An 18,051-nucleotide genomic window follows, 5' to 3' on the forward strand; every position below is an offset into this window, starting at 1 on the left:
ACGCCCATGCCGTTCACCATCGCCATCGACGGACCCGCAGCTGCGGGGAAGGGGACGATCTCGAAGGCCGTGGCGGCGCATTACGGGTTTGCCCATCTGGACACCGGCCTGTTGTACCGGGCCGTGGGCGCCAAGATGCTGGCAGGGGTCGAACCGATTGCCGCCGCGCAGGCGCTGCTGCCCGAGGATCTGGCCGATGCCAGCCTGCGCACGCCCGAGGTGGCACAGGCCGCCAGCAAGGTCGCCACGATCCCCGAAGTGCGCGCCGCACTGGTGGATTTCCAGCGCGCCTTTGCCCGCCGTCAGGGGGGCGCGGTGCTGGACGGGCGCGATATCGGCACGGTGATCTGCCCGGATGCCGAGGCCAAGCTGTTCGTCACCGCCAGCGCCGAAGTACGCGCCCAACGGCGTCATGCCGAACAGCAGGGCGCCCAGAGCTATGACGAGGTGCTGGCCGACGTGATCGCGCGGGATGAGCGTGACATGAACCGCGCCGAGGCGCCGCTGAAACCCGCCGCTGACGCGGTGCTGATCGACACCTCGGGCCTGAGCATCGAGCAGGCCGTGGCCGCGGCCATTGCTGCCGTGGACGCACGAAAGGACAACGTATGAAACTGCGCAAACTGGGCAAGAACGGCCCCGAAATCTCGGCCTTGGGGATCGGGGCGATGTCCTTTGCCAATTTCTACGGCCCCACGACCGAGGAAAACTCCTACGCCATCCTGCACGCCGCGCTGGAGGCAGGGGTGACCCATATCGACACGTCGAATGTCTACGGGATGGGCCGCTCGGAAACCACGATCGGGACGTTCCTGCGCGACAATCCCGGCACGCGCGAACGGTTCCACATTGCCACCAAGGCCGCGATCACCAAGGACGCGCAGGGCAACCGGTGCTTTGACAACTCGCTGGCGCATTTGGAGAGCGAGTTGGACGGCAGCCTGAAACGGTTGGGTCTGGACCATGTGGACCTGTTCTATGTCCACCGCCGCCAGGCCGACATCCCGATCGAGGAGGTCGCCGGCCACATGGCCCTGCTGCAGCAAAAGGGCAAGATCAAGGGCATCGGATTCTCGGAAATCGCACCCTATTCGCTGCGCCGCGCGGCCACGGAATGCCATGTGGATGCAGTGCAGAACGAATACTCGCTGGCGACGCGCCTGCCGGAAATGGGCCTGCTGCGCACCTGTGCCGAACTGGGCACCGCGCTGGTCGCCTTTTCGTCCGTGGGTCGGTCGCTGCTGACGGACACGCCGATCCCGCTGGAAACCATCCCCAATCTGGAATTCCTGCGCGTGAATCCCCGCTTTATCGAGCCGAATTATAGCGCCAACATCGCCGCCACCGACGGTCTGCGCACCTATGCGGCCGAGCTGGGCCATTCGACGGCGGCGCTGGCCATCGCCTGGGTGCTGGCGCAGGGAGAGCATGTGGTGACGATCCCCGGTACGCGCTCGGTCGGGCATTTCGCGCAACTGGTCGAAGGCGCGCAGCTGGAGTTGACCCCGGCACAACTGGCCCGCATCGAAGAAATCCTGCCCGTCGGCTGGGCCTGGGGTGACCGCTATAACGAGGCGCAAAACATCGGCCCGGAACGCTACTGCTAAGGGTGTTTTCCCTTGCCAGACAGGGGCGCAGCCGTTATATGCGCCCCGTCTACACGGCGATTTTCGTCGCAGGATGAAGAACTCAGGCAGGGTCGGACTCTACCGGCCCTCTTTGTTTTGTGACACGTCTGACCAACCGTTCGCCCCGGCGGACATCAACCAAGACCGGCGGACACAACCGCATGGCCCGAAAAAACGTTTGTAAAGGAACTGATGCCACATGGCTAAAAACATGATGGAGGAATTCGAAGCCCTCCTGCAAGAAAGCTTCGAAATTGACACCCCCCAAGAGGGTTCGGTTGTCAAAGGCAAGGTCATCGCGATCGAAGCGGGCCAGGCCATCATCGACGTCGGCTACAAAATGGAAGGCCGCGTTGATCTGAAAGAATTCGCAAACCCCGGCGAAGCCCCTGAAATCACCGTTGGCGACGAAGTCGAAGTCTTCCTGCGCGCGGCTGAAAACGCCCGTGGCGAAGCAGTCATCTCGCGCGAGATGGCCCGCCGCGAAGAGGCATGGGACCGCCTGGAGAAAGCCTACGCAAACGAAGAGCGCGTCGATGGCGCCATCTTCAACCGCGTCAAAGGCGGCTTCACCGTGGACTTGGGCGGCGCTGTTGCGTTCCTGCCCGGCAGCCAGGTTGACGTCCGCCCCGTGCGTGACGCTGGCCCGCTGATGGGTCTGAAGCAGCCCTTCCAGATCCTGAAAATGGACCGTCGCCGTGGCAACATCGTTGTGTCGCGTCGCGCCATCCTGGAAGAATCGCGCGCCGAACAGCGTGCCGAAGTCATCGGCAACCTGACCGAAGGCCAGACCGTGGACGGCGTCGTCAAGAACATCACCGAATACGGTGCGTTCGTTGACCTGGGCGGCGTTGACGGCCTGCTGCACGTCACCGACATGGCATGGCGCCGCGTGAACCACCCGTCCGAGATCCTGTCGATCGGCGAGACCGTCAAGGTCCAGGTCATCAAGATCAACAAAGACACCCACCGCATCAGCCTGGGCATGAAGCAGCTGCAAGAAGATCCGTGGGATCTGGTTGCTGCCAAGTACCCGCTGAACTCGGTTCACAAGGGTCGCGTCACCAACATCACCGACTACGGCGCATTCGTCGAGCTGGAGCCGGGCGTCGAAGGCCTGGTGCACGTCTCGGAAATGTCCTGGACCAAGAAAAACGTCCACCCCGGCAAGATCGTTTCGACCAGCCAGGAAGTCGACGTCATGGTTCTGGAAATCGACGGCGCCAAGCGTCGCGTTTCGCTGGGCCTGAAGCAGACCATGCGCAACCCGTGGGAAGTGTTCTCGGAAACTCATCCCGAGGGCACCGAGGTCGAAGGCGAAGTCAAGAACATCACCGAATTCGGTCTGTTCATCGGCCTGCCCGGCGACATCGACGGCATGGTTCACCTGTCGGACCTGTCGTGGGACGAGCGTGGCGAAGACGCCATCCAGGGCTACAAGAAGGGCGACATCGTCAAAGCTGTCGTTTCCGAAGTGGACGTGGACAAAGAGCGTATCAGCCTGTCGATCAAAGCCCTGGGCGGCGACAAGTTCGCTGAAGCCGTTGGCGGCGTGAAGCGTGGCTCGGTCATCACCGTGAACGTCACCTCGATCGAGGACGGCGGCATCGAGGTCGAGTACGAAGGCATGAAGTCGTTCATCCGTCGTTCGGACCTGGCCCGCGACCGCGCCGACCAGCGCCCCGAGCGTTTCTCGGTTGGCGACAAGGTCGACGTGCGTGTGACCAACATCGACAGCAAGACCCGCAAGCTGGGCCTGTCGATCAAGGCACGCGAGATCGCCGAAGAGAAGGAAGCCGTGGAACAGTACGGTTCGTCCGACTCGGGTGCATCGCTGGGCGACATCCTGGGCGCCGCTCTGAAGGGCGACAAGTAATCGCCCGATGCGATTATCGTGAATTGCGGCCTCGCCCTATACGGGCGGGGCCGTTTTCGTTTGCGCGGCGGACCCGGCTGAGGGGGTTTCGGGGTGCGCCTTCTCTGTAAGCAGGGGGCGATTTCGCGCCCGCCGAGGGGGCTTCGGATCGGCGCCAGCCTTGGCCAGCACGGCGCGATGCGTTGCGAATCAATGACTTCTCCGCGCTGCGGCATCTGTTGGGGCGAGGCGTCACGCGGCGGCCGACGCCGGGTCAGGTGGGAAAAAATGCCCCAACCGGCGCATTTCCTGCGACGATTTTTGCCGATAAGTTCAACTGCTTGTTTTCGAACGCGATCTTTCTTTCTATAGTTCTCATAACAATGGGGGCACAAAGCTTATCCCGGGGGAGGGTGCCGATGATCCGGTCGGAACTGATTCAAAAGATATTCGAGGAAAACCAGGATCGGTCTTCTGAGAACCAACTGACCATGCGCGACGCGGAAAAGATCGTGAACACGATCTTTGACGAAATCACCGACGCAATGGCACGTGGCGACCGCGTCGAACTGCGCGGCTTCGGCGCGTTTTCGGTGAAGCAGCGCGATGCTAGGGTAGGGCGTAACCCGCGCACCGGGGATTCGGTGGAAGTCGAGGAAAAGCACGTCCCCTTCTTCAAGACTGGAAAACTGTTGCGCGACCGTTTGAACGGAAAGTGAAGTAACAGACCATGCGCTATATCCGCTATGCCTTCCTCGCCGCTATCGGCGCGGTTCTGATCGTTGTTGCACTGGCGAACCGTGGTGCCGTGACGCTGACCCTGCTGCCTGAACCTCTGGCGGATCTGGTCGGGCTGAACCACTCGATCACCCTGCCGCTGTTTGGCGTGATTCTGGGGGGCATCGTGGTCGGGCTGTTGATCGGCTTTGTCTGGGAATGGCTGCGCGAGCATAAGCACCGCGCCAACGCCGCCGCCAAGCAGCGCCAGGTCCACGATCTTGAGCGCAAGCTGAAGCGCGAGCAGCGCAAGGCCGTCGAAAGCGGCCAGCAGGACGAGGTTCTGGCCCTGCTGGAGCAGAAGTCCTGATCCCATGCCCCGTGACGTCAAGGTCAAGATCTGCGGGCTGACCAAGCCCGAACACGTCCATGCCGCTGCCGATGCGGGCGCGGTCTATGGTGGCTTTGTGTTTTTCGCGAAATCCCCCCGGAATGTCTCGGTCGAGTTGGCCCGCGATCTGGCGCTGGAGGCCCCCGTCGGGCTGGCCAAGGTCGCACTGGTGGTGGACGCCGACGATGCGACGCTGGACGCGATCCTGAACCATGTTCCGCTGGACATGCTGCAACTCCACGGCAAGGAAAGCCCCGCCCGCGTGGCCGAGCTGCGCGCGCGCTATGGCCTGCCTGTGATGAAGGCGATCGGCATCGCTGAACCCGCCGACTTGGCGCAGATCGACGCCTATGCCGGGGCTGCGGACCAGCTGCTGATCGACGCCAAGGCCCCCAAGGGCGCGGCGCTGCCCGGTGGCAACGGGCTGTCCTTTGACTGGCGTCTGGTAAACCGCAAATACTGGCCTCTGCCCTGGATGCTGGCTGGCGGGCTGACCCCTGATAACGTCGGTCTGGCCGTACAGATGACCGGCGCGCGGCAGGTGGACGTGTCCTCGGGCGTGGAAAGCGCGCCGGGGGTCAAGGACGCGGCGCTGATCCGGGCTTTCGTTGCGGCGGCGCATGCCTGACATTGCGCGCAGGCCGCGAAATCTGTAGGAAACGGCAGGATAATCGGGCTCGGACGCATTGAAATGTCCGGGCTGGCACCATATTCACGAACGAACTTCACATCCCACCAAAGGGGAGCCGCATGGCCGACGATCTTTTCAACAGCTTCATGAATGTCCCCGATGAAAAGGGCCGTTTCGGCCAGTTCGGCGGGCGTTTCGTCTCGGAAACCCTGATGCCGCTGATCCTCTCGCTGGAGGCCGAGTACGAAAAGGCCAAGACCGATGACAGCTTCTGGGCCGAGATGGACTATCTGTGGAAACACTACGTCGGCCGTCCCTCGCCGCTGTATTTCGCCGAAGGTCTGACCCGCGAGCTGGGCGGGGCCAAGATCTACCTGAAGCGTGACGAGCTGAACCACACCGGCGCGCACAAGATCAACAACGTGCTGGGACAGATCCTGCTGGCGCGCCGCATGGGCAAGACCCGGATCATCGCCGAAACCGGCGCCGGTCAGCACGGCGTCGCCACGGCAACCGTTTGCGCCAAGTTCGGTCTGAAATGCGTGGTCTACATGGGCGCGCATGACGTCCAGCGTCAGGCCCCCAACGTGTTCCGCATGCGCCTGCTGGGCGCCGAGGTGATCCCTGTCACCAGCGGCCGTGGCACCCTGAAAGACGCCATGAACGACGCGCTGCGCGATTGGGTGACCAACGTGCGCGACACGTTCTACTGCATCGGCACCGCCGCAGGCCCCGCGCCGTACCCGGCGATGGTGCGCGATTTCCAGTCGATCATCGGCAAGGAAGTCCGCTGGCAGCTGGCCGAGCAAGAGGGCGAGGGCCGTCTGCCCGACACCGTGATCGCGGCGATCGGCGGTGGCTCGAACGCGATCGGGCTGTTCTACGATTTCCTCGACGAACCCTCGGTCAAGATCATCGGCGTCGAGGCCGGCGGCAAGGGCGTGGACGAAAAGATGCAGCACTGCGCCTCGCTGACGGGCGGTCGCCCCGGCGTGTTGCACGGCAACCGCACCTATCTGCTGCAGGACGAGGACGGCCAGATTCTCGAAGGGCACTCGATCTCGGCCGGTCTGGACTATCCCGGCATCGGGCCCGAGCATAGCTGGCTGCACGACATCGGCCGCGCCGAGTATGTCTACGTGACCGACACCGAGGCACTGGAAGCGTTCCAGCTGTCCTGCACCACCGAAGGCATCATCCCCGCCCTGGAACCCAGCCACGCGCTGGCCCATGTGATGAAGATCGCACCGACCCTGCCCAAGGACCACATCATCGTCATGAACATGTGTGGCCGGGGCGACAAGGACATCTTCACCGTCGCCAAGCATCTGGGATTCGACATGTCGACCACCGAGGGACGCAGCGCCAACTAAGCCGAGCGAACCAAAATCAAACGGCGCTGCCAGAAATGGCGGCGCCGTTTGCGTTTCCGGGGTTGAACTGCCCTATCGGTTTCGTGATCTGCGCGGGCCAGTTATCCACAGAAAACCCGCGAAATCTGTCATATACACGATCTTCTGTGGATAAGTCAGGTCCGGTTGGCATCGTGTTCCTGCAGCACCTCCAGCGGGACGATCTGCAAGGCCGCGGCGTGGGTGGCGGCCAGATTGACGCGCGGGGCGCAGCCCTCGTCATGGGCTTGCAGGAACCGCGCGGCGCACAGGCACCACTGATCGCCGGGTTTCAACCCCGCGAACCGGTATTCCGGGCGCGGGGTGGACAGGTCGTTGCCGACGTATTTCGAATAGGCCAGAAACTCGGCCGTCATCACCGCGCAGACGGTGTGGCTGCCGGTGTCCTCGGCGCAGCTGTTGCAATGGCCGTCGCGGAAGAAGCCCGTTAACGGATCTTCAGAGCAAGGTTGAAGAACGCCGCCCAACACGTTGACGGATGGGAATTTCTGCATGGCTCATTCCTTAACAAAGCTGTCCGTGATGCGCCGGAACATCTCGATGTTCTGGCGGTTCACGCCGTCCTCCTTGAACAGCCGGTCGGCCGAGTTCATGGCGATCACCACGCCCTTGGGTCGGTTGATGTAGATGTACTGCCCGTAAACACCGATGGCGTAGAACTCGCCCGGTTGCGCGTCCGAGGGCAGCCACCATTGCAGGCCGTATTTCTCTTTGCCGGGCGACGTCGGGGCGCTGGGGGCGCTGGCGGTTTCGACCCAGCCTTCGGGCAGCAGCCGCTGGCCCTGCCAGGTGCCGCCCTGCGCGACCATCTGGCCAAAGCGGGCATAGTCGCGGGTGCGCATGTTCAGCCCGCCCAGCACAAAGCCCACGCCGGTGCCGTCGGTGATCATCAGCGGCGTTTCCTCCAGTCCCAGCGGGCGGATCAGCTTTTCCGCCATCAAATCGGGGATCGTGCGGCCCGTGGCCCCGCGGATGACCATGCCGATCACATGCGTGTCGATGGACACGTAATGCCAGGTCTGCCCCGGAGTCGCGTCACGCTCTGCAAGTCCTGCCGCGAACCCGTCCATCGAGCCACCCAGCGCCAGTACCCGGCCCATGCGGTTGATGTCCGAGTTGAAATCCAGGTAGTCCTCGTTGAATTTCACGCCGCTGGCCATGTGCAACACGTCGATGATGCGCGCGCCGTCATAGGCGCTGCCGGCCAGCTGGGGCGCGTATTTCGTCACCGGGTCGTCCATGCTGGCGATGGCGCCGTCCTGCAGGACGATGCCGAACAGCGAGGCCAGAAAGCTTTTGGCCATCGACCAGGAAATCCGCCGATCCTCAGGCCCGGTGCCCTGATAATAACCTTCGTGCCGGATTTGGCCGTCCTTCAGCACCACCAGCGCCGTCACCGCCCGTTCCGTTAGCCACGCGTCCGAGCCTTCGGGCAGCGGCGCGTCCTCGCCCTTGGGCAGCGGGCTGACAGGAGCCGTGCCGCGATCCAGCGCCGCAGTCCAGAACATCTGATCCATGGACGAGAAATTCTGGACGATCCGATCGGCATCGAACAGGTGATTCACGGCCAGCAGGCGCGTGATTTCCTCTTTCTTCCAGACGACAAGGCCGCCTGAAATCAGGATGATGACGGTGATGACCCTGAAGGCCCATTTGGCATAGCGCATGTTTCCCTCCCGCTCTGGGGCGAGTGAATCATGCGACGGGGGCGTCAGGCAAGCCTCAGCGGAACTTATCCAGCAGCTTTTCCATCGGACTGCGCGTATCGGGGGCGTCTGGCTGGTCCGGCTTGCCCGGGGTTGCATCGGGCTTGGCTGCGGTTTTGGACGATCGGGGCGGGGCCACGCGCTGCGCCACGGCGTTCAGGAATTTCGAGCCGTTCCCGTCCGCCAGCGCCGCCGCACCATCGCTGATGCCGCGCATCAGGTCGTCCAGCCAGTCCTGATCGGCCTTGGCGAAATCGGCCAGCACGTAGCCCGCAACGCGGTCCTTATGGCCGGGATGGCCGATGCCCAGACGGACGCGGGCGTAGGATTCGCCGATATGTTGGTGGATCGAGCGCAGCCCGTTATGGCCCGCGTGCCCTCCGCCCTGTTTCAGGCGGATCTTGCCGGGGGCCAGGTCCAGCTCGTCATGGAAAACGGTGACGTCGGCGGGGGTCAGCTTGTAAAAGCGCATCGCCTCGCCCACGGATTGACCGGACAGATTCATGAAGGTTTCGGGCTTCAGCAACACGACCTTGTCGGTGCCCAGGCGGCCCTCGGTCAGCTGGCCCTGAAACTTGGACCGCCACGGGGCAAAGCTGTGGTCACTGGCCACGCGGTCCAGCGCCATGAAGCCGATATTGTGCCGGTTGCCTGCGTATTTCGCGCCCGGATTGCCCAGACCCACCCAAAGCTGCATGTCGTTTCCCCTGTTCGGACGTGGCGCAGGGTAGGGGCCGTGCACCGCGATTTCAATCACTTGAAACGAAAAGGGCGCGACCCGCAGGCCGCGCCCAAGACTGTCCCCCATAAGCGGGGTGCGCGCCGATTATTCTTCGGCTTCGGCTTCTGCTTCGTTCTCTTCCGAACGCAGGCCCGACGGAGCCGAGATGTTCGCGATGACGAAGTTACGGTCGATGGTCGGCTTCACGCCTTCCGGCAGGACCACGTCGCTGATGTGCAGAACGTCACCAACCTGTGCGTTTGCCAGGTCGATGGTGATGTGGTCGGGGATGTCACCGGCCAGCACTTCCAGCTCCACCTCGGGACGAACGATGGTCAGAACGCCACCTTTCTTGATGCCCGGGCAGGTGTCCTGGTTGTCAAAGTTCACGTGGATGAACAGGTTGATGCGCGAGGTACGACGCAGGCGCATGAAGTCCACGTGGGTCGGCAGGTCCTTGACGACATCGCGCTGAACGTCGCGGCAGATCACGCGGACGTCTTCGTGGCCCTCAACCTTCAGGTTGAACAGGGTCGACTTGAAGCGACCGGCTTTCAGGCTTTTCAGCAGCGAGTTGAAGGGCAGGTTGATCGGCAGGGGCTCTGCCTCGCCACCGAAAACGATACCCGGCACTTTGCCGTCGCGGCGTGCCTGACGAGCGGCGCCCTTGCCCGTCCCCGTCCGGACTTCTGCGTGAAGGTCAGGAATAACTCCAGCCATCATAATTCTCCATAAGTTGATGTTGGGGGATCCTCCAAGGCTGTATCCCCGCATGAAGCCGCGCGTATAGACGAGTCTTGCCTGTTTGGAAAGCCCCAAAACGCCTTATTTTCCAAGCGGCGTGACCAGATGGCCGCCTGCCTCCAGGATGCGCTGGTGCAGCTCGAATTCCGGGGCGCGGGCCAGGCGCAGGGCGACCTCGACATCGGCCGACAGTGGCGCTGGAATGTCGGGCGAGACGTTGTGCGGCTTGGTTTTCACCGGCTTGCCCAGCCGGTCGGCCAGAAACTGGCGCAGGACCGTCGGCCGTTCGTAGGCGATCAGGTGATCGACCCGCAATTCCCCCTTGCCCGAGCTGACAAATGTCCGCTGATCGCCCACGCGGGCATAGTCGGGCGGGCGCTTGCTGATGACGGCGGTGATGAAGTCGTCAAAGCTGAGGCGGGAAACCACGCTGGGTTCGCCCTTGGGATTGGGGCGGCAGCGATATTTGTACCAGCTGCGCAGCTGTTCGACCGGATCGCGGATCACCGCCAGCCGTTCGGGTGTCAGCCCATGCGCGGCCTTCAGGTAGGGCGCTAGGTGCCGGTCGTATTTGCGGGCGGTCATGTGCTTGATCGACGCGCGTCCCGCCAGAACGATGTCCGCCTGTCCCTTCAGGGCCAGATGATACGCGGTGGACCCGGTTTTCGGCACCGCGAAAAACACGAGATTGGCATTGGCAAAAACAAGCATTCGAGGGCTCCGGCGCGTCTGCGCGCATACTGCCGGAGCCCCCGGATATTGTCAAAACGCGGCGGGCTTATTGCCAGCGGCCTTCGAAGTTTTCGGGGATCATCAGGATTGTACGATCCAGGTCCGAAATCGTACGACGCCCGCACAGGGCCATCGAGATGTCCATTTCCTTGTGCAGCACTTCCAACGCCTTGGTGACGCCGGCCTCGCCCATCGCGCCCAGCCCGTAGACGAACGAGCGCCCGATATAAGTGCCCTTGGCGCCCATCGCGACGGCCTTGAGGATGTCCTGACCTTTGCGGATGCCGCTGTCCAAATGCACCTCGACCTCATCACCCACGGCGTCCAGGATCGACGGCAGCGCCCGGATCGAGCTGATCGCCCCGTCCAGCTGCCGCCCGCCGTGGTTGGACACGATGATCGCGTCGGCCCCCACCTGCAACGCCATCTTCGCGTCCTCGGCGTCCAGAATCCCCTTCAGGATGACGGGGCCTCCCCACATCTCCTTGATCTTGGCGATTTTTCCCCAGTCGAGCGTCGGGTCGAACTGTTCCGCCGTCCACGCGCCCAGGTTCGCGGCATCGCTGACACCGGTGGCATGGCCCACGATATTGCCAAAGTTGCGGCGCTTGGCGCCCAGCATGCCCAGGCCCCAGCTCCACTTCGTCATCAGGTTGGCGATGGTCGCGGGGGTCAGCTTGGGCGGGGCGGACAGGCCGTTTTTCAGGTCCTTGTGCCGCTGGCCCAGGATTTGCAGGTCCAGCGTAATCACCAGCGCCGAGCATTTCGCCGCCTTTGCCCGCTCGATCAGGCGCGACAGGAAATCGGTGTCTTTCATGGTGTAAAGCTGGAACCAGAAGGGCTTGGTCGTCGCTTCGGCCACATCCTCGATCGAGTTGATCGACATGGTCGACAGCGTAAACGGCACGCCGAACTTTTCAGCAGCGCGCGCGGCCTTGATCTCGCCATCGGCGCATTGCATCCCGGTCAGGCCGACCGGCGCCAGCGCCACCGGCATGGTCACGTCCTGCCCGATCATCTTGGTCGCGGTCGAGCGGCCCGACATATCCACCGCCACGCGCTGACGCAGGCGGATCTCGTCAAAATCGCTGGTATTCTCGCGAAAGGTCTGCTCGGTCCAGCTGCCGCTTTCGGCGTAGTCATAGAACATCTTGGGCACGCGGCGGCGGTAGATGCGTTTGAGGTCTTCGATATTGGTGATGACGGGCATGGAAGCAGGCCTTATTGCTCAATTTGGTGAGGATTTCTTACCAATAATGCCGTTTCAGAGCAACGCCAAATGCCATTGCCCCCTGCGGCGCATTGCGCCACTGTGACCCCGACAGCGCGGAGGGAAAACATGTATTTCGACGATTTGCCCGTTGGGTTCACTTTTGAAACGGGCAGCCAGCAAATTCCACTCGAGGAAATGCTGGATTTCGCCCGCAAATATGACCCCCAACCGTTCCACGTCAGCGAAGAGGCCGCCAAGGACACGATCTACGGCGGGCTGATCGGTAGTGGGTTCCAGACCATGGTCGTGGGGTTTCTGCTGACACTGGACGCCGGAATCTGGAACGAAGCCTCTCTGGGTTCGCCGGGGATCGACAGTTTGCGATGGCTGAAACCAGTGCGCCCAGGCGACACGTTGCGCGTCAAGGCCGAGGTAATCGGCTCGGAACCGTCACAATCGCGCCCAAGGATCGGCCGCACACAAATCCGCTACGACACTTATAACCAGAACGACGAACTGGTGATGACCTACACCACGATCCACATTTTGCGCCGTCGCCCACTGGACTGACATCGACAGAAAAAGGGGGGCGTTGCCCCCCTCGGCCTGCGGCCTCCCCCGGGATATTTGCGAAAAGAAGAAGGACAGGCGCGCGCCCTTGCCTTCTTCTTTTTCCAAATATCCTGGGGTGAATGCGCGCAGCGCAGAGGGGCAAAGCCCCTCAATCACGTTGCATTTTGCGCAAGGTCAGGCGCGGTGGGCGCCGTCTGCCAGGGATTTGACGAAGGCCAGCACTTCGGGGACAGATTTGCCCGAGGCCAGCTCGCCCACGATGGCAGAACCGACGACGCAGCCATCGGCCACGCTGGCGATGGATTGCGAGGTCTCGGGGGTGCGGATGCCGAAGCCGACAATCACTGGCAGGTCGGTTTTGGCCTTGATCCGGGCGACTTCGGGGGCGACGTCGGCGGCCTGGGCGGCGGCGGCGCCGGTGATACCGGTGATCGAGACGTAATAGACGAAGCCCGAGGTGTTTTGCAGCACGGTGGGCAGGCGTTCATCATCGGTGGTGGGGGTTGCCAGGCGGATGAAGTTCAGACCGGCCTTTTGTGCGGGAATGCACAGCTCGTCATCTTCTTCAGGGGGCAGGTCCACGACGATCAGGCCGTCGATGCCAGCGGCTTTCGCATCCACCAGGAATTTCTCGACCCCGCGCGAGAAGATCGGGTTGTAGTAGCCCATCAGCACGATCGGCGTGGTGTCGTCGGTCTTGCGGAACTCGGTCGCCATATCCAGCGTTTTTTGCAGGGTCTGGCCGCCGTCCAGAGCGCGTTGGCCGGCCAGCTGGATCGTGGGGCCGTCGGCCATCGGGTCGGTGAAAGGCTGGCCCAATTCGATGATGTCCACACCCGCAGCCGGCAGGCCCTTCAGCACCTCAAGCGAGGTCGCGTAATCGGGATCGCCCGCCATGATATAGGCGACGAAGGCCTTCTTGCCTTCGGCTTGCAGGGCGGCGAATTTGGCGTCGATCCGGGTCATGGGCTGTCCTTTGTCTGCAGTCCGGCCAGATGTGCCAAAGGACGGCGGCAAAGGCAATGCCCGCGTTGTCATGGGACGCCAATCAAGGCGTTTACATTGTCGAAGGCCCGCTGATCATCCAGGTCGTTCCAAAGCGGTCCGTCATCATACCGAAACCGTCGCACCAGAACACGTCTCCGAATGGCATCATGACCATTTGCGCGCCCTCGGCCAGTTTGTCGAACAGTGCCGCGGCGGTGGGTCGATCCGTGCATTCGTGCGAGATGGAGACTGAGGCTTGCGGCTGGTCCATCTCGGCTGAGGGGTAGTCCGAGGCCAGCAGCATCCGCCCATCCAGCAACAGGCAGGCGTGCATTACGCGTGACGGGTCATGGGGCATCTCGGGGGCCTGGCCCTCGGGGGCGGCGGCATAGGGCATGACGGCCAATTCGCCGCCAAAGATGTCGGCGTAGAATTGCATCGCCTCGGCGCAGGTGCCGGGGAAGTGGATGTAGGGATCGAAACTCATAACGGGACTCCGGGGTAAAACGCAGGAAAACGCTGCCCTGCGGGGCGCAATCCGTCAACGAGTCTTCGCCTGCGCTTGCAGTGGGGCGGGGGTTTGCCTATGAAGCCACGACACCAGCATCAGGAGAGCGCAATGGGTTTCAAGATGGGCATCGTGGGTCTGCCGAACGTGGGCAAGTCGACCCTGTTCAACGCGCTGACTAAAACCGCGGCCGCGCAGGCGGCGAACTTTCCCTTCTGCACCATCGAGCCCAACGTGGGTGACGTGGCCGTGCCGGATGCGCGCCTGGACAAGCTGGCCGAGATTGCGGGCTCGAAGCAGATCATCCCGACGCGGATGACGTTCGTGGACATCGCGGGCCTGGTGAAGGGCGCCTCGAAGGGCGAGGGTCTGGGCAACCAGTTCCTGGCCAACATCCGCGAAACCGATGCCATCGCCCATGTGCTGCGCTGCTTTGAAGACGGCGACGTGACCCATGTCGAGGGCCGTGTCGATCCGGTTGCCGATGCCGAAACCATCGAGACCGAGCTGATGCTGGCCGATCTGGAATCGATCGAGAAGCGCCGTGCCAACCTGGTGCGCAAGCTGAAGGGCAATGACAAGGAAGCGGTCGAAACCGATCGCCTGCTGGCCGCCGCTCAGGCGATGCTGGAGGACGGCAAGCCCGCGCGTCTGGTGCAGGTCGCCGCCGAGGACATGAAACTGTGGAAACAGCTGCAGCTGCTGACCTCGAAGCCGGTTCTGTATGTCTGCAACGTGGCCGAGGAAGACGCTGCCAATGGCAACGCCCACTCCGCCGCCGTCGCGGAAATGGCCGCCGCGCAGGGTAACTCGCATGTCGTCATCTCGGCTCGGATCGAGGAAGAGATCAGCCAGCTGGACGACGAAGAAGCCGAAATGTTCCTGTCCGAGATGGGGCTGGAAGAGGCCGGTCTGGATCGCCTGATCCGCGCCGGTTACCAGCTGCTGCAACTGCAGACCTATTTCACCGTCGGCCCGAAAGAGGCTCGCGCCTGGACCATCCGCAAGGGCACCGGGGCGCCTCAGGCGGCTGGTGTGATCCACGGCGATTTCGAAAAGGGCTTCATCCGCGCAGAAACCATCGCCTATGACGATTACGTTGCCTGCGGTGGCGAGGCGAAGGCCCGCGAAACCGGCAAGCTGCGCGCAGAAGGTAAGGCCTATATCGTGCAGGATGGTGACGTCATGCACTTCCTGTTCAACACCTGATCAGGCCACCAGAAATGCAAAAAGGCGCGGAGTTTTCCGCGCCTTTTGTTTTGTCTGACTGCTGGCTTAGCGGCGCAGCAAGCGGATGTCGTAATAGCCCTGCATCGGGCTGATCCACTGCTGCGAGGATAGGATCGTGCCGCTGCCATCCACTAGGTAGGTGTTGGTGAACTTGTGGCTGCTGGAGACGCAGTTCTCCGTCAGCTCGGTCGCGTTGGCCGAAATCACACCCTGCGCGACACGCTCGGACCCGGTCACGTAGGTTTCGCAATCATAGCGCACGGCGACGCGTTCCTTCGCACCGTTGAGGTAATGCAGAACGCGGTTAGAGGTTCCGGCCCGACGGGCGGTGATCAGCGACAGGCTGCCCGAGACCTCGGACGACATGATGTCGTCGCCCAAGCCGCGCGTGTTGGTGACCAAACCCTGACGTAGTGTCAGCGTCTGGCGCGAGGCGGTGGCGTAGGTGCGGTAGGGGCCGTTCTGCTCGATCTGGACGACCAGCGCCTGGGTGCCGCCACGATCCTTTTGCGAGATCAGCGCCATCGAAGCATCCGTCGCCTTCAGCGCCGCCGCGACGTCCAGCTGTTGCGGGGCAGCTGCGCTGTCGCCTTTCAGCTTGGACAGCGCGCTGGTGCGCAGCGATTTGAGCATGCTGCCCTGATCCGGGCCATTGCCGCACCCGGCCAGCAGCAGAACGGATGCCAGTGCCAGCATCGGAAATTTCATGACGGTTTTCATGGTCATCGCCAGAAGCCTCCCCATGCGCGGGCCAGTTCGGGCTGGTGGTAATCACGCACCAGCGGATAGAGGCGGTCGTTCACGTTCAGGCGCGCACCGCCGTCGCGGGTCAGCGACTGGATGGCGATGGTGTTTTCCTGACGCGTCGGCTTGCCGGTGACCCAGGCGAACGGGATCGTCATGCGGATCCCCTTGTCGAAAGAGCCTTCGCCGAAGTCGTCGATATTGGCGTCGGTGAAGCTGGCATAGGCGCCCACGCGCCAGCCATTGGCAAACTCACGGTCCAGCGACAGGGTGGTGCCGATGTCGCCCGCCAGGTAGCGGCCCACATCCATCTGACCGTGGAAGCCGTTGCCGAAGTCGTAATAGGCGGACAGGTGGCCGTTCAGCTCGGGGATGGTGCCCGACGAGGTGACGTTGCTGCGCAGGCCGAACATCTGGTCAAAGTCGCGCGGACGGACCCAGTTCAGCTCGGCCCCGAGGGCAAGGCGGCTGCCAACGGGTTTCCACAGCAGCTCGCCCGAGGCGCCGGCATACATGGATTCCAGATAGCCCAGGGTGACGCGGCTATACAGGTTCTTACCGGGACGGCCGAAATGGGTCAGGGTCAGGTGCTCGATCGCGGGGTCGCCCTGACGGCTGTATTGGGCATAGTCGGTGCGTACGCGCGGCAGGCCGGAAGTCACGGTCCGCGTGACCGAATCCAGGTTACCGTTCAGCTTTTTCGACAGAGAGCCCGAGAGGACCAGGTTCGGCATCAGCAGATAGCTGGCGCGCGCCCGCAGGCCCAGGTCATAGCGAATGGGGTTGTCGGGGTCGAACACGCTCAGTTGCATGAACGGGCCGAAGGACCAGTTCAGGCGTTGCAGGGTGCCGGGGGCAAGGCTAGGGGCCTGACCTGCGCCGTCCGCGATGCCCAGACGCGCCAGCATCTGGTCGGCGGGGGCGTGTTCCAGACGCTCCAGATCGGTGCGTTTCAGGGTGATGGCGGCCATCGGCACGCCCTTCACCATCGGCACGATCACGAAGGTTTCGATCGAGCCGGGCAGGATGCGCGACATCACGCGGGCGGCGCGACCGATCGCTTCGGGCTCGTTACCGTAGCGGGGGTTGTTCAGGCGCAAGGTCGCGGTGGTCGCGGTCAGCTCCATCCCTTCGAAGCGCATGCCCTGCGATTCCAGCTGGCTGCGGACGCGCACGGGCAGGCCGTTGACCACGTTGACATCGTTCTGCCAGCCCAGATCCGAGCGTTCGGCATTGCCGCGCACGCGGATGGGGGGCGGCGCTTGCTCCAGCCCGCTGGGGAAGGACGAGCGGTAGGGGTTGGCGTGCATGGTGAACATCGCGCCAATTTCCGAACCGTAAAGCGAATAGAGCGACAGCTGCGAGCCATTGCGCAGGCGGTAATCCAGCCCGAAGTTCCACGGCGATTTCTTGTCGAAGACCGGGCCATAGGCGGTGCCGCTGTTGGTGCCGCTGCCCACTTCGTCATCATAGGCGTCCGAGGAATATTCGACCTTCAGCGTCAACCGGTCGGTGGCTTTCCACGCGATGCCGCCAAAGGCCGCGAAATCGCCGCGGAACCAACGGTCATAGGTGGGAATGCCGCCCTGGCCAATCACCTCGTTCGGGCGGGTGCCGGTCGATCCGAGCGCGCCAAAGCTGCCCAGACGGCCCCAGCCCAGACCTGCGGTGAATTGCAGGCGGCGGCCGACATTCTTGCTGGCGACGATGTATTCGGCGCCGTAAAGGCCGGTGCCGATGAAATCCTGCAGACCGACCGAGACGGCGGGGCGCATATCGGTTTCGCTCAGCACCAGATAGCGCATGTCGAAGCTGCGGTCGTAATATGTGTCACGGGTCCAGCCCGGCAGGTACAGGTTCTGGATCGCGGTATAGCGGAAGCTGGCCGACAGGCGCGGCAGAACCTGGAACGAGATCGTCGTACGGGTCGTGCCCGCAAAGTTCGAGATCGAGGTCGACAGCGTGGCGTCAGGGGCCATGTCCGCCGAGGGCATGTCGATGACGCCCGGTGTGCCATAGAGGCCAAAGAACGGGACATCCTGCGCCATTGCAACGCCAGCGCCCAGCACCGCTGCGATCACACCGCCACCCAGCAGAGCCTTGCGGCGCGCTGTCGTCCGGGTGCCCGAAATGTCTGTGCGCTTATTGCCGCCGTGTTTCATCATGTCCAAAACTGCCCATGGTCAAATTTATTACCCACGGGTAAGCGATCCGGACCGAGGATGGCAACAGTTTACTGCCCGCTTCTGGCAAGGTGAC

General features: G+C 63.0%; 19 protein-coding genes. 9 read left to right on the forward strand and 10 right to left on the reverse strand.

Annotated elements, in window-relative coordinates:
• Window positions 1-6 precede the first annotated feature (6 nt).
• From E7681_RS19140 to trpB, 7 genes are all read left to right on the forward strand, one after another.
• Window positions 7-612 carry a (d)CMP kinase gene (locus tag E7681_RS19140; protein WP_168733218.1) on the forward strand — a complete coding sequence of 202 codons (606 nt, stop codon included), beginning with the start codon at window positions 7-9 and terminating at the stop codon, window positions 610-612.
• Entirely contained in the window at window positions 609-1,607 is a 999-nt protein-coding gene (locus tag E7681_RS13965) for an aldo/keto reductase (RefSeq protein WP_136339915.1), read from the forward strand. Before E7681_RS19140 ends, E7681_RS13965 begins: the two co-directional genes overlap by 4 nt.
• Before the next feature lie 220 nt (window positions 1,608-1,827).
• Window positions 1,828-3,504 (forward strand): 30S ribosomal protein S1, encoded by a 1,677-nt coding sequence (gene rpsA, locus E7681_RS13970; protein WP_136339916.1) that lies wholly within the window; start codon window positions 1,828-1,830, stop codon window positions 3,502-3,504.
• 398 nt (window positions 3,505-3,902) lie between these two features.
• The gene (ihfB, locus tag E7681_RS13975) at window positions 3,903-4,202 is read left to right on the forward strand and encodes an integration host factor subunit beta (protein ID WP_136339958.1); all 300 of its coding nucleotides are present in this window, start codon (window positions 3,903-3,905) and stop codon (window positions 4,200-4,202) included.
• Window positions 4,203-4,213: 11 nt separating this feature from the next.
• Window positions 4,214-4,570 (forward strand): lipopolysaccharide assembly protein LapA domain-containing protein, encoded by a 357-nt coding sequence (locus E7681_RS13980; protein ID WP_136339917.1) that lies wholly within the window; start codon window positions 4,214-4,216, stop codon window positions 4,568-4,570.
• A 4-nt stretch (window positions 4,571-4,574) separates the two neighbouring features.
• Complete coding sequence (locus E7681_RS13985) at window positions 4,575-5,219, forward strand: phosphoribosylanthranilate isomerase (RefSeq protein ID WP_136339918.1); 645 nt, start codon at window positions 4,575-4,577, stop codon at window positions 5,217-5,219.
• Between the two features lie 122 nt (window positions 5,220-5,341).
• Entirely contained in the window at window positions 5,342-6,595 is a 1,254-nt protein-coding gene (trpB, locus tag E7681_RS13990; RefSeq protein ID WP_136339919.1) for a tryptophan synthase subunit beta, read from the forward strand.
• Between the two features lie 155 nt (window positions 6,596-6,750).
• On the opposite strand, the gene E7681_RS13995 is transcribed toward trpB, so the two are convergent.
• From E7681_RS13995 to E7681_RS14020, 6 genes are all read right to left on the reverse strand, one after another.
• The gene (locus E7681_RS13995; protein WP_136339920.1) at window positions 6,751-7,128 is read right to left on the reverse strand and encodes a DUF2237 family protein; all 378 of its coding nucleotides are present in this window, start codon (window positions 7,126-7,128) and stop codon (window positions 6,751-6,753) included.
• A gap of 3 nt (window positions 7,129-7,131) precedes the next feature.
• Window positions 7,132-8,301, reverse strand: coding sequence for a serine hydrolase domain-containing protein (locus E7681_RS14000; protein WP_136339921.1), 1,170 nt, complete (start codon window positions 8,299-8,301; stop codon window positions 7,132-7,134).
• A gap of 55 nt (window positions 8,302-8,356) precedes the next feature.
• Entirely contained in the window at window positions 8,357-9,037 is a 681-nt protein-coding gene (gene pth / locus E7681_RS14005) for an aminoacyl-tRNA hydrolase (protein WP_136339922.1), read from the reverse strand.
• A gap of 129 nt (window positions 9,038-9,166) precedes the next feature.
• The gene (locus tag E7681_RS14010; RefSeq protein ID WP_136339923.1) at window positions 9,167-9,781 is read right to left on the reverse strand and encodes a 50S ribosomal protein L25/general stress protein Ctc; all 615 of its coding nucleotides are present in this window, start codon (window positions 9,779-9,781) and stop codon (window positions 9,167-9,169) included.
• Window positions 9,782-9,886: 105 nt separating this feature from the next.
• Window positions 9,887-10,516: a sulfotransferase family protein gene (locus E7681_RS14015; protein WP_136339924.1), complete on the reverse strand. Its 630-nt coding sequence runs from the start codon at window positions 10,514-10,516 to the stop codon at window positions 9,887-9,889.
• 67 nt (window positions 10,517-10,583) lie between these two features.
• The gene (locus E7681_RS14020) at window positions 10,584-11,747 is read right to left on the reverse strand and encodes an alpha-hydroxy acid oxidase (RefSeq protein WP_136339925.1); all 1,164 of its coding nucleotides are present in this window, start codon (window positions 11,745-11,747) and stop codon (window positions 10,584-10,586) included.
• A gap of 129 nt (window positions 11,748-11,876) precedes the next feature.
• Between E7681_RS14020 and E7681_RS14025 the strand changes: the two genes are divergently transcribed.
• Window positions 11,877-12,320, forward strand: coding sequence for a MaoC family dehydratase (locus tag E7681_RS14025; protein WP_136339926.1), 444 nt, complete (start codon window positions 11,877-11,879; stop codon window positions 12,318-12,320).
• Between the two features lie 177 nt (window positions 12,321-12,497).
• Here the strand turns inward: E7681_RS14025 and trpA are convergent, their stop codons facing one another.
• Together trpA and E7681_RS14035 are read right to left on the reverse strand one after the other, a co-directional pair.
• Window positions 12,498-13,289 carry a tryptophan synthase subunit alpha gene (gene trpA, locus E7681_RS14030; protein ID WP_136339927.1) on the reverse strand — a complete coding sequence of 264 codons (792 nt, stop codon included), beginning with the start codon at window positions 13,287-13,289 and terminating at the stop codon, window positions 12,498-12,500.
• A 91-nt stretch (window positions 13,290-13,380) separates the two neighbouring features.
• Entirely contained in the window at window positions 13,381-13,797 is a 417-nt protein-coding gene (locus E7681_RS14035; protein ID WP_136339928.1) for a VOC family protein, read from the reverse strand.
• A 132-nt stretch (window positions 13,798-13,929) separates the two neighbouring features.
• Here E7681_RS14035 and ychF point away from each other — a divergent pair, with 132 nt between their 5' ends.
• The gene (ychF, locus tag E7681_RS14040) at window positions 13,930-15,027 is read left to right on the forward strand and encodes a redox-regulated ATPase YchF (RefSeq protein ID WP_136339929.1); all 1,098 of its coding nucleotides are present in this window, start codon (window positions 13,930-13,932) and stop codon (window positions 15,025-15,027) included.
• Between the two features lie 66 nt (window positions 15,028-15,093).
• Here ychF and E7681_RS14045 read toward each other — a convergent pair whose 3' ends face one another.
• Together E7681_RS14045 and E7681_RS14050 are read right to left on the reverse strand one after the other, a co-directional pair.
• Window positions 15,094-15,774, reverse strand: coding sequence for a YjbF family lipoprotein (locus E7681_RS14045; protein WP_168733215.1), 681 nt, complete (start codon window positions 15,772-15,774; stop codon window positions 15,094-15,096).
• Window positions 15,771-17,957, reverse strand: a complete 2,187-nt coding sequence (locus tag E7681_RS14050; protein WP_246032488.1) for a YjbH domain-containing protein — start codon at window positions 17,955-17,957, stop codon at window positions 15,771-15,773. Before E7681_RS14050 ends, E7681_RS14045 begins: the two co-directional genes overlap by 4 nt.
• Window positions 17,958-18,051 lie beyond the last annotated feature (94 nt).

The organism is Thalassobius vesicularis, from assembly GCF_004799325.1.
GTDB classification, from domain to species: domain Bacteria; phylum Pseudomonadota; class Alphaproteobacteria; order Rhodobacterales; family Rhodobacteraceae; genus Thalassobius; species Thalassobius vesicularis.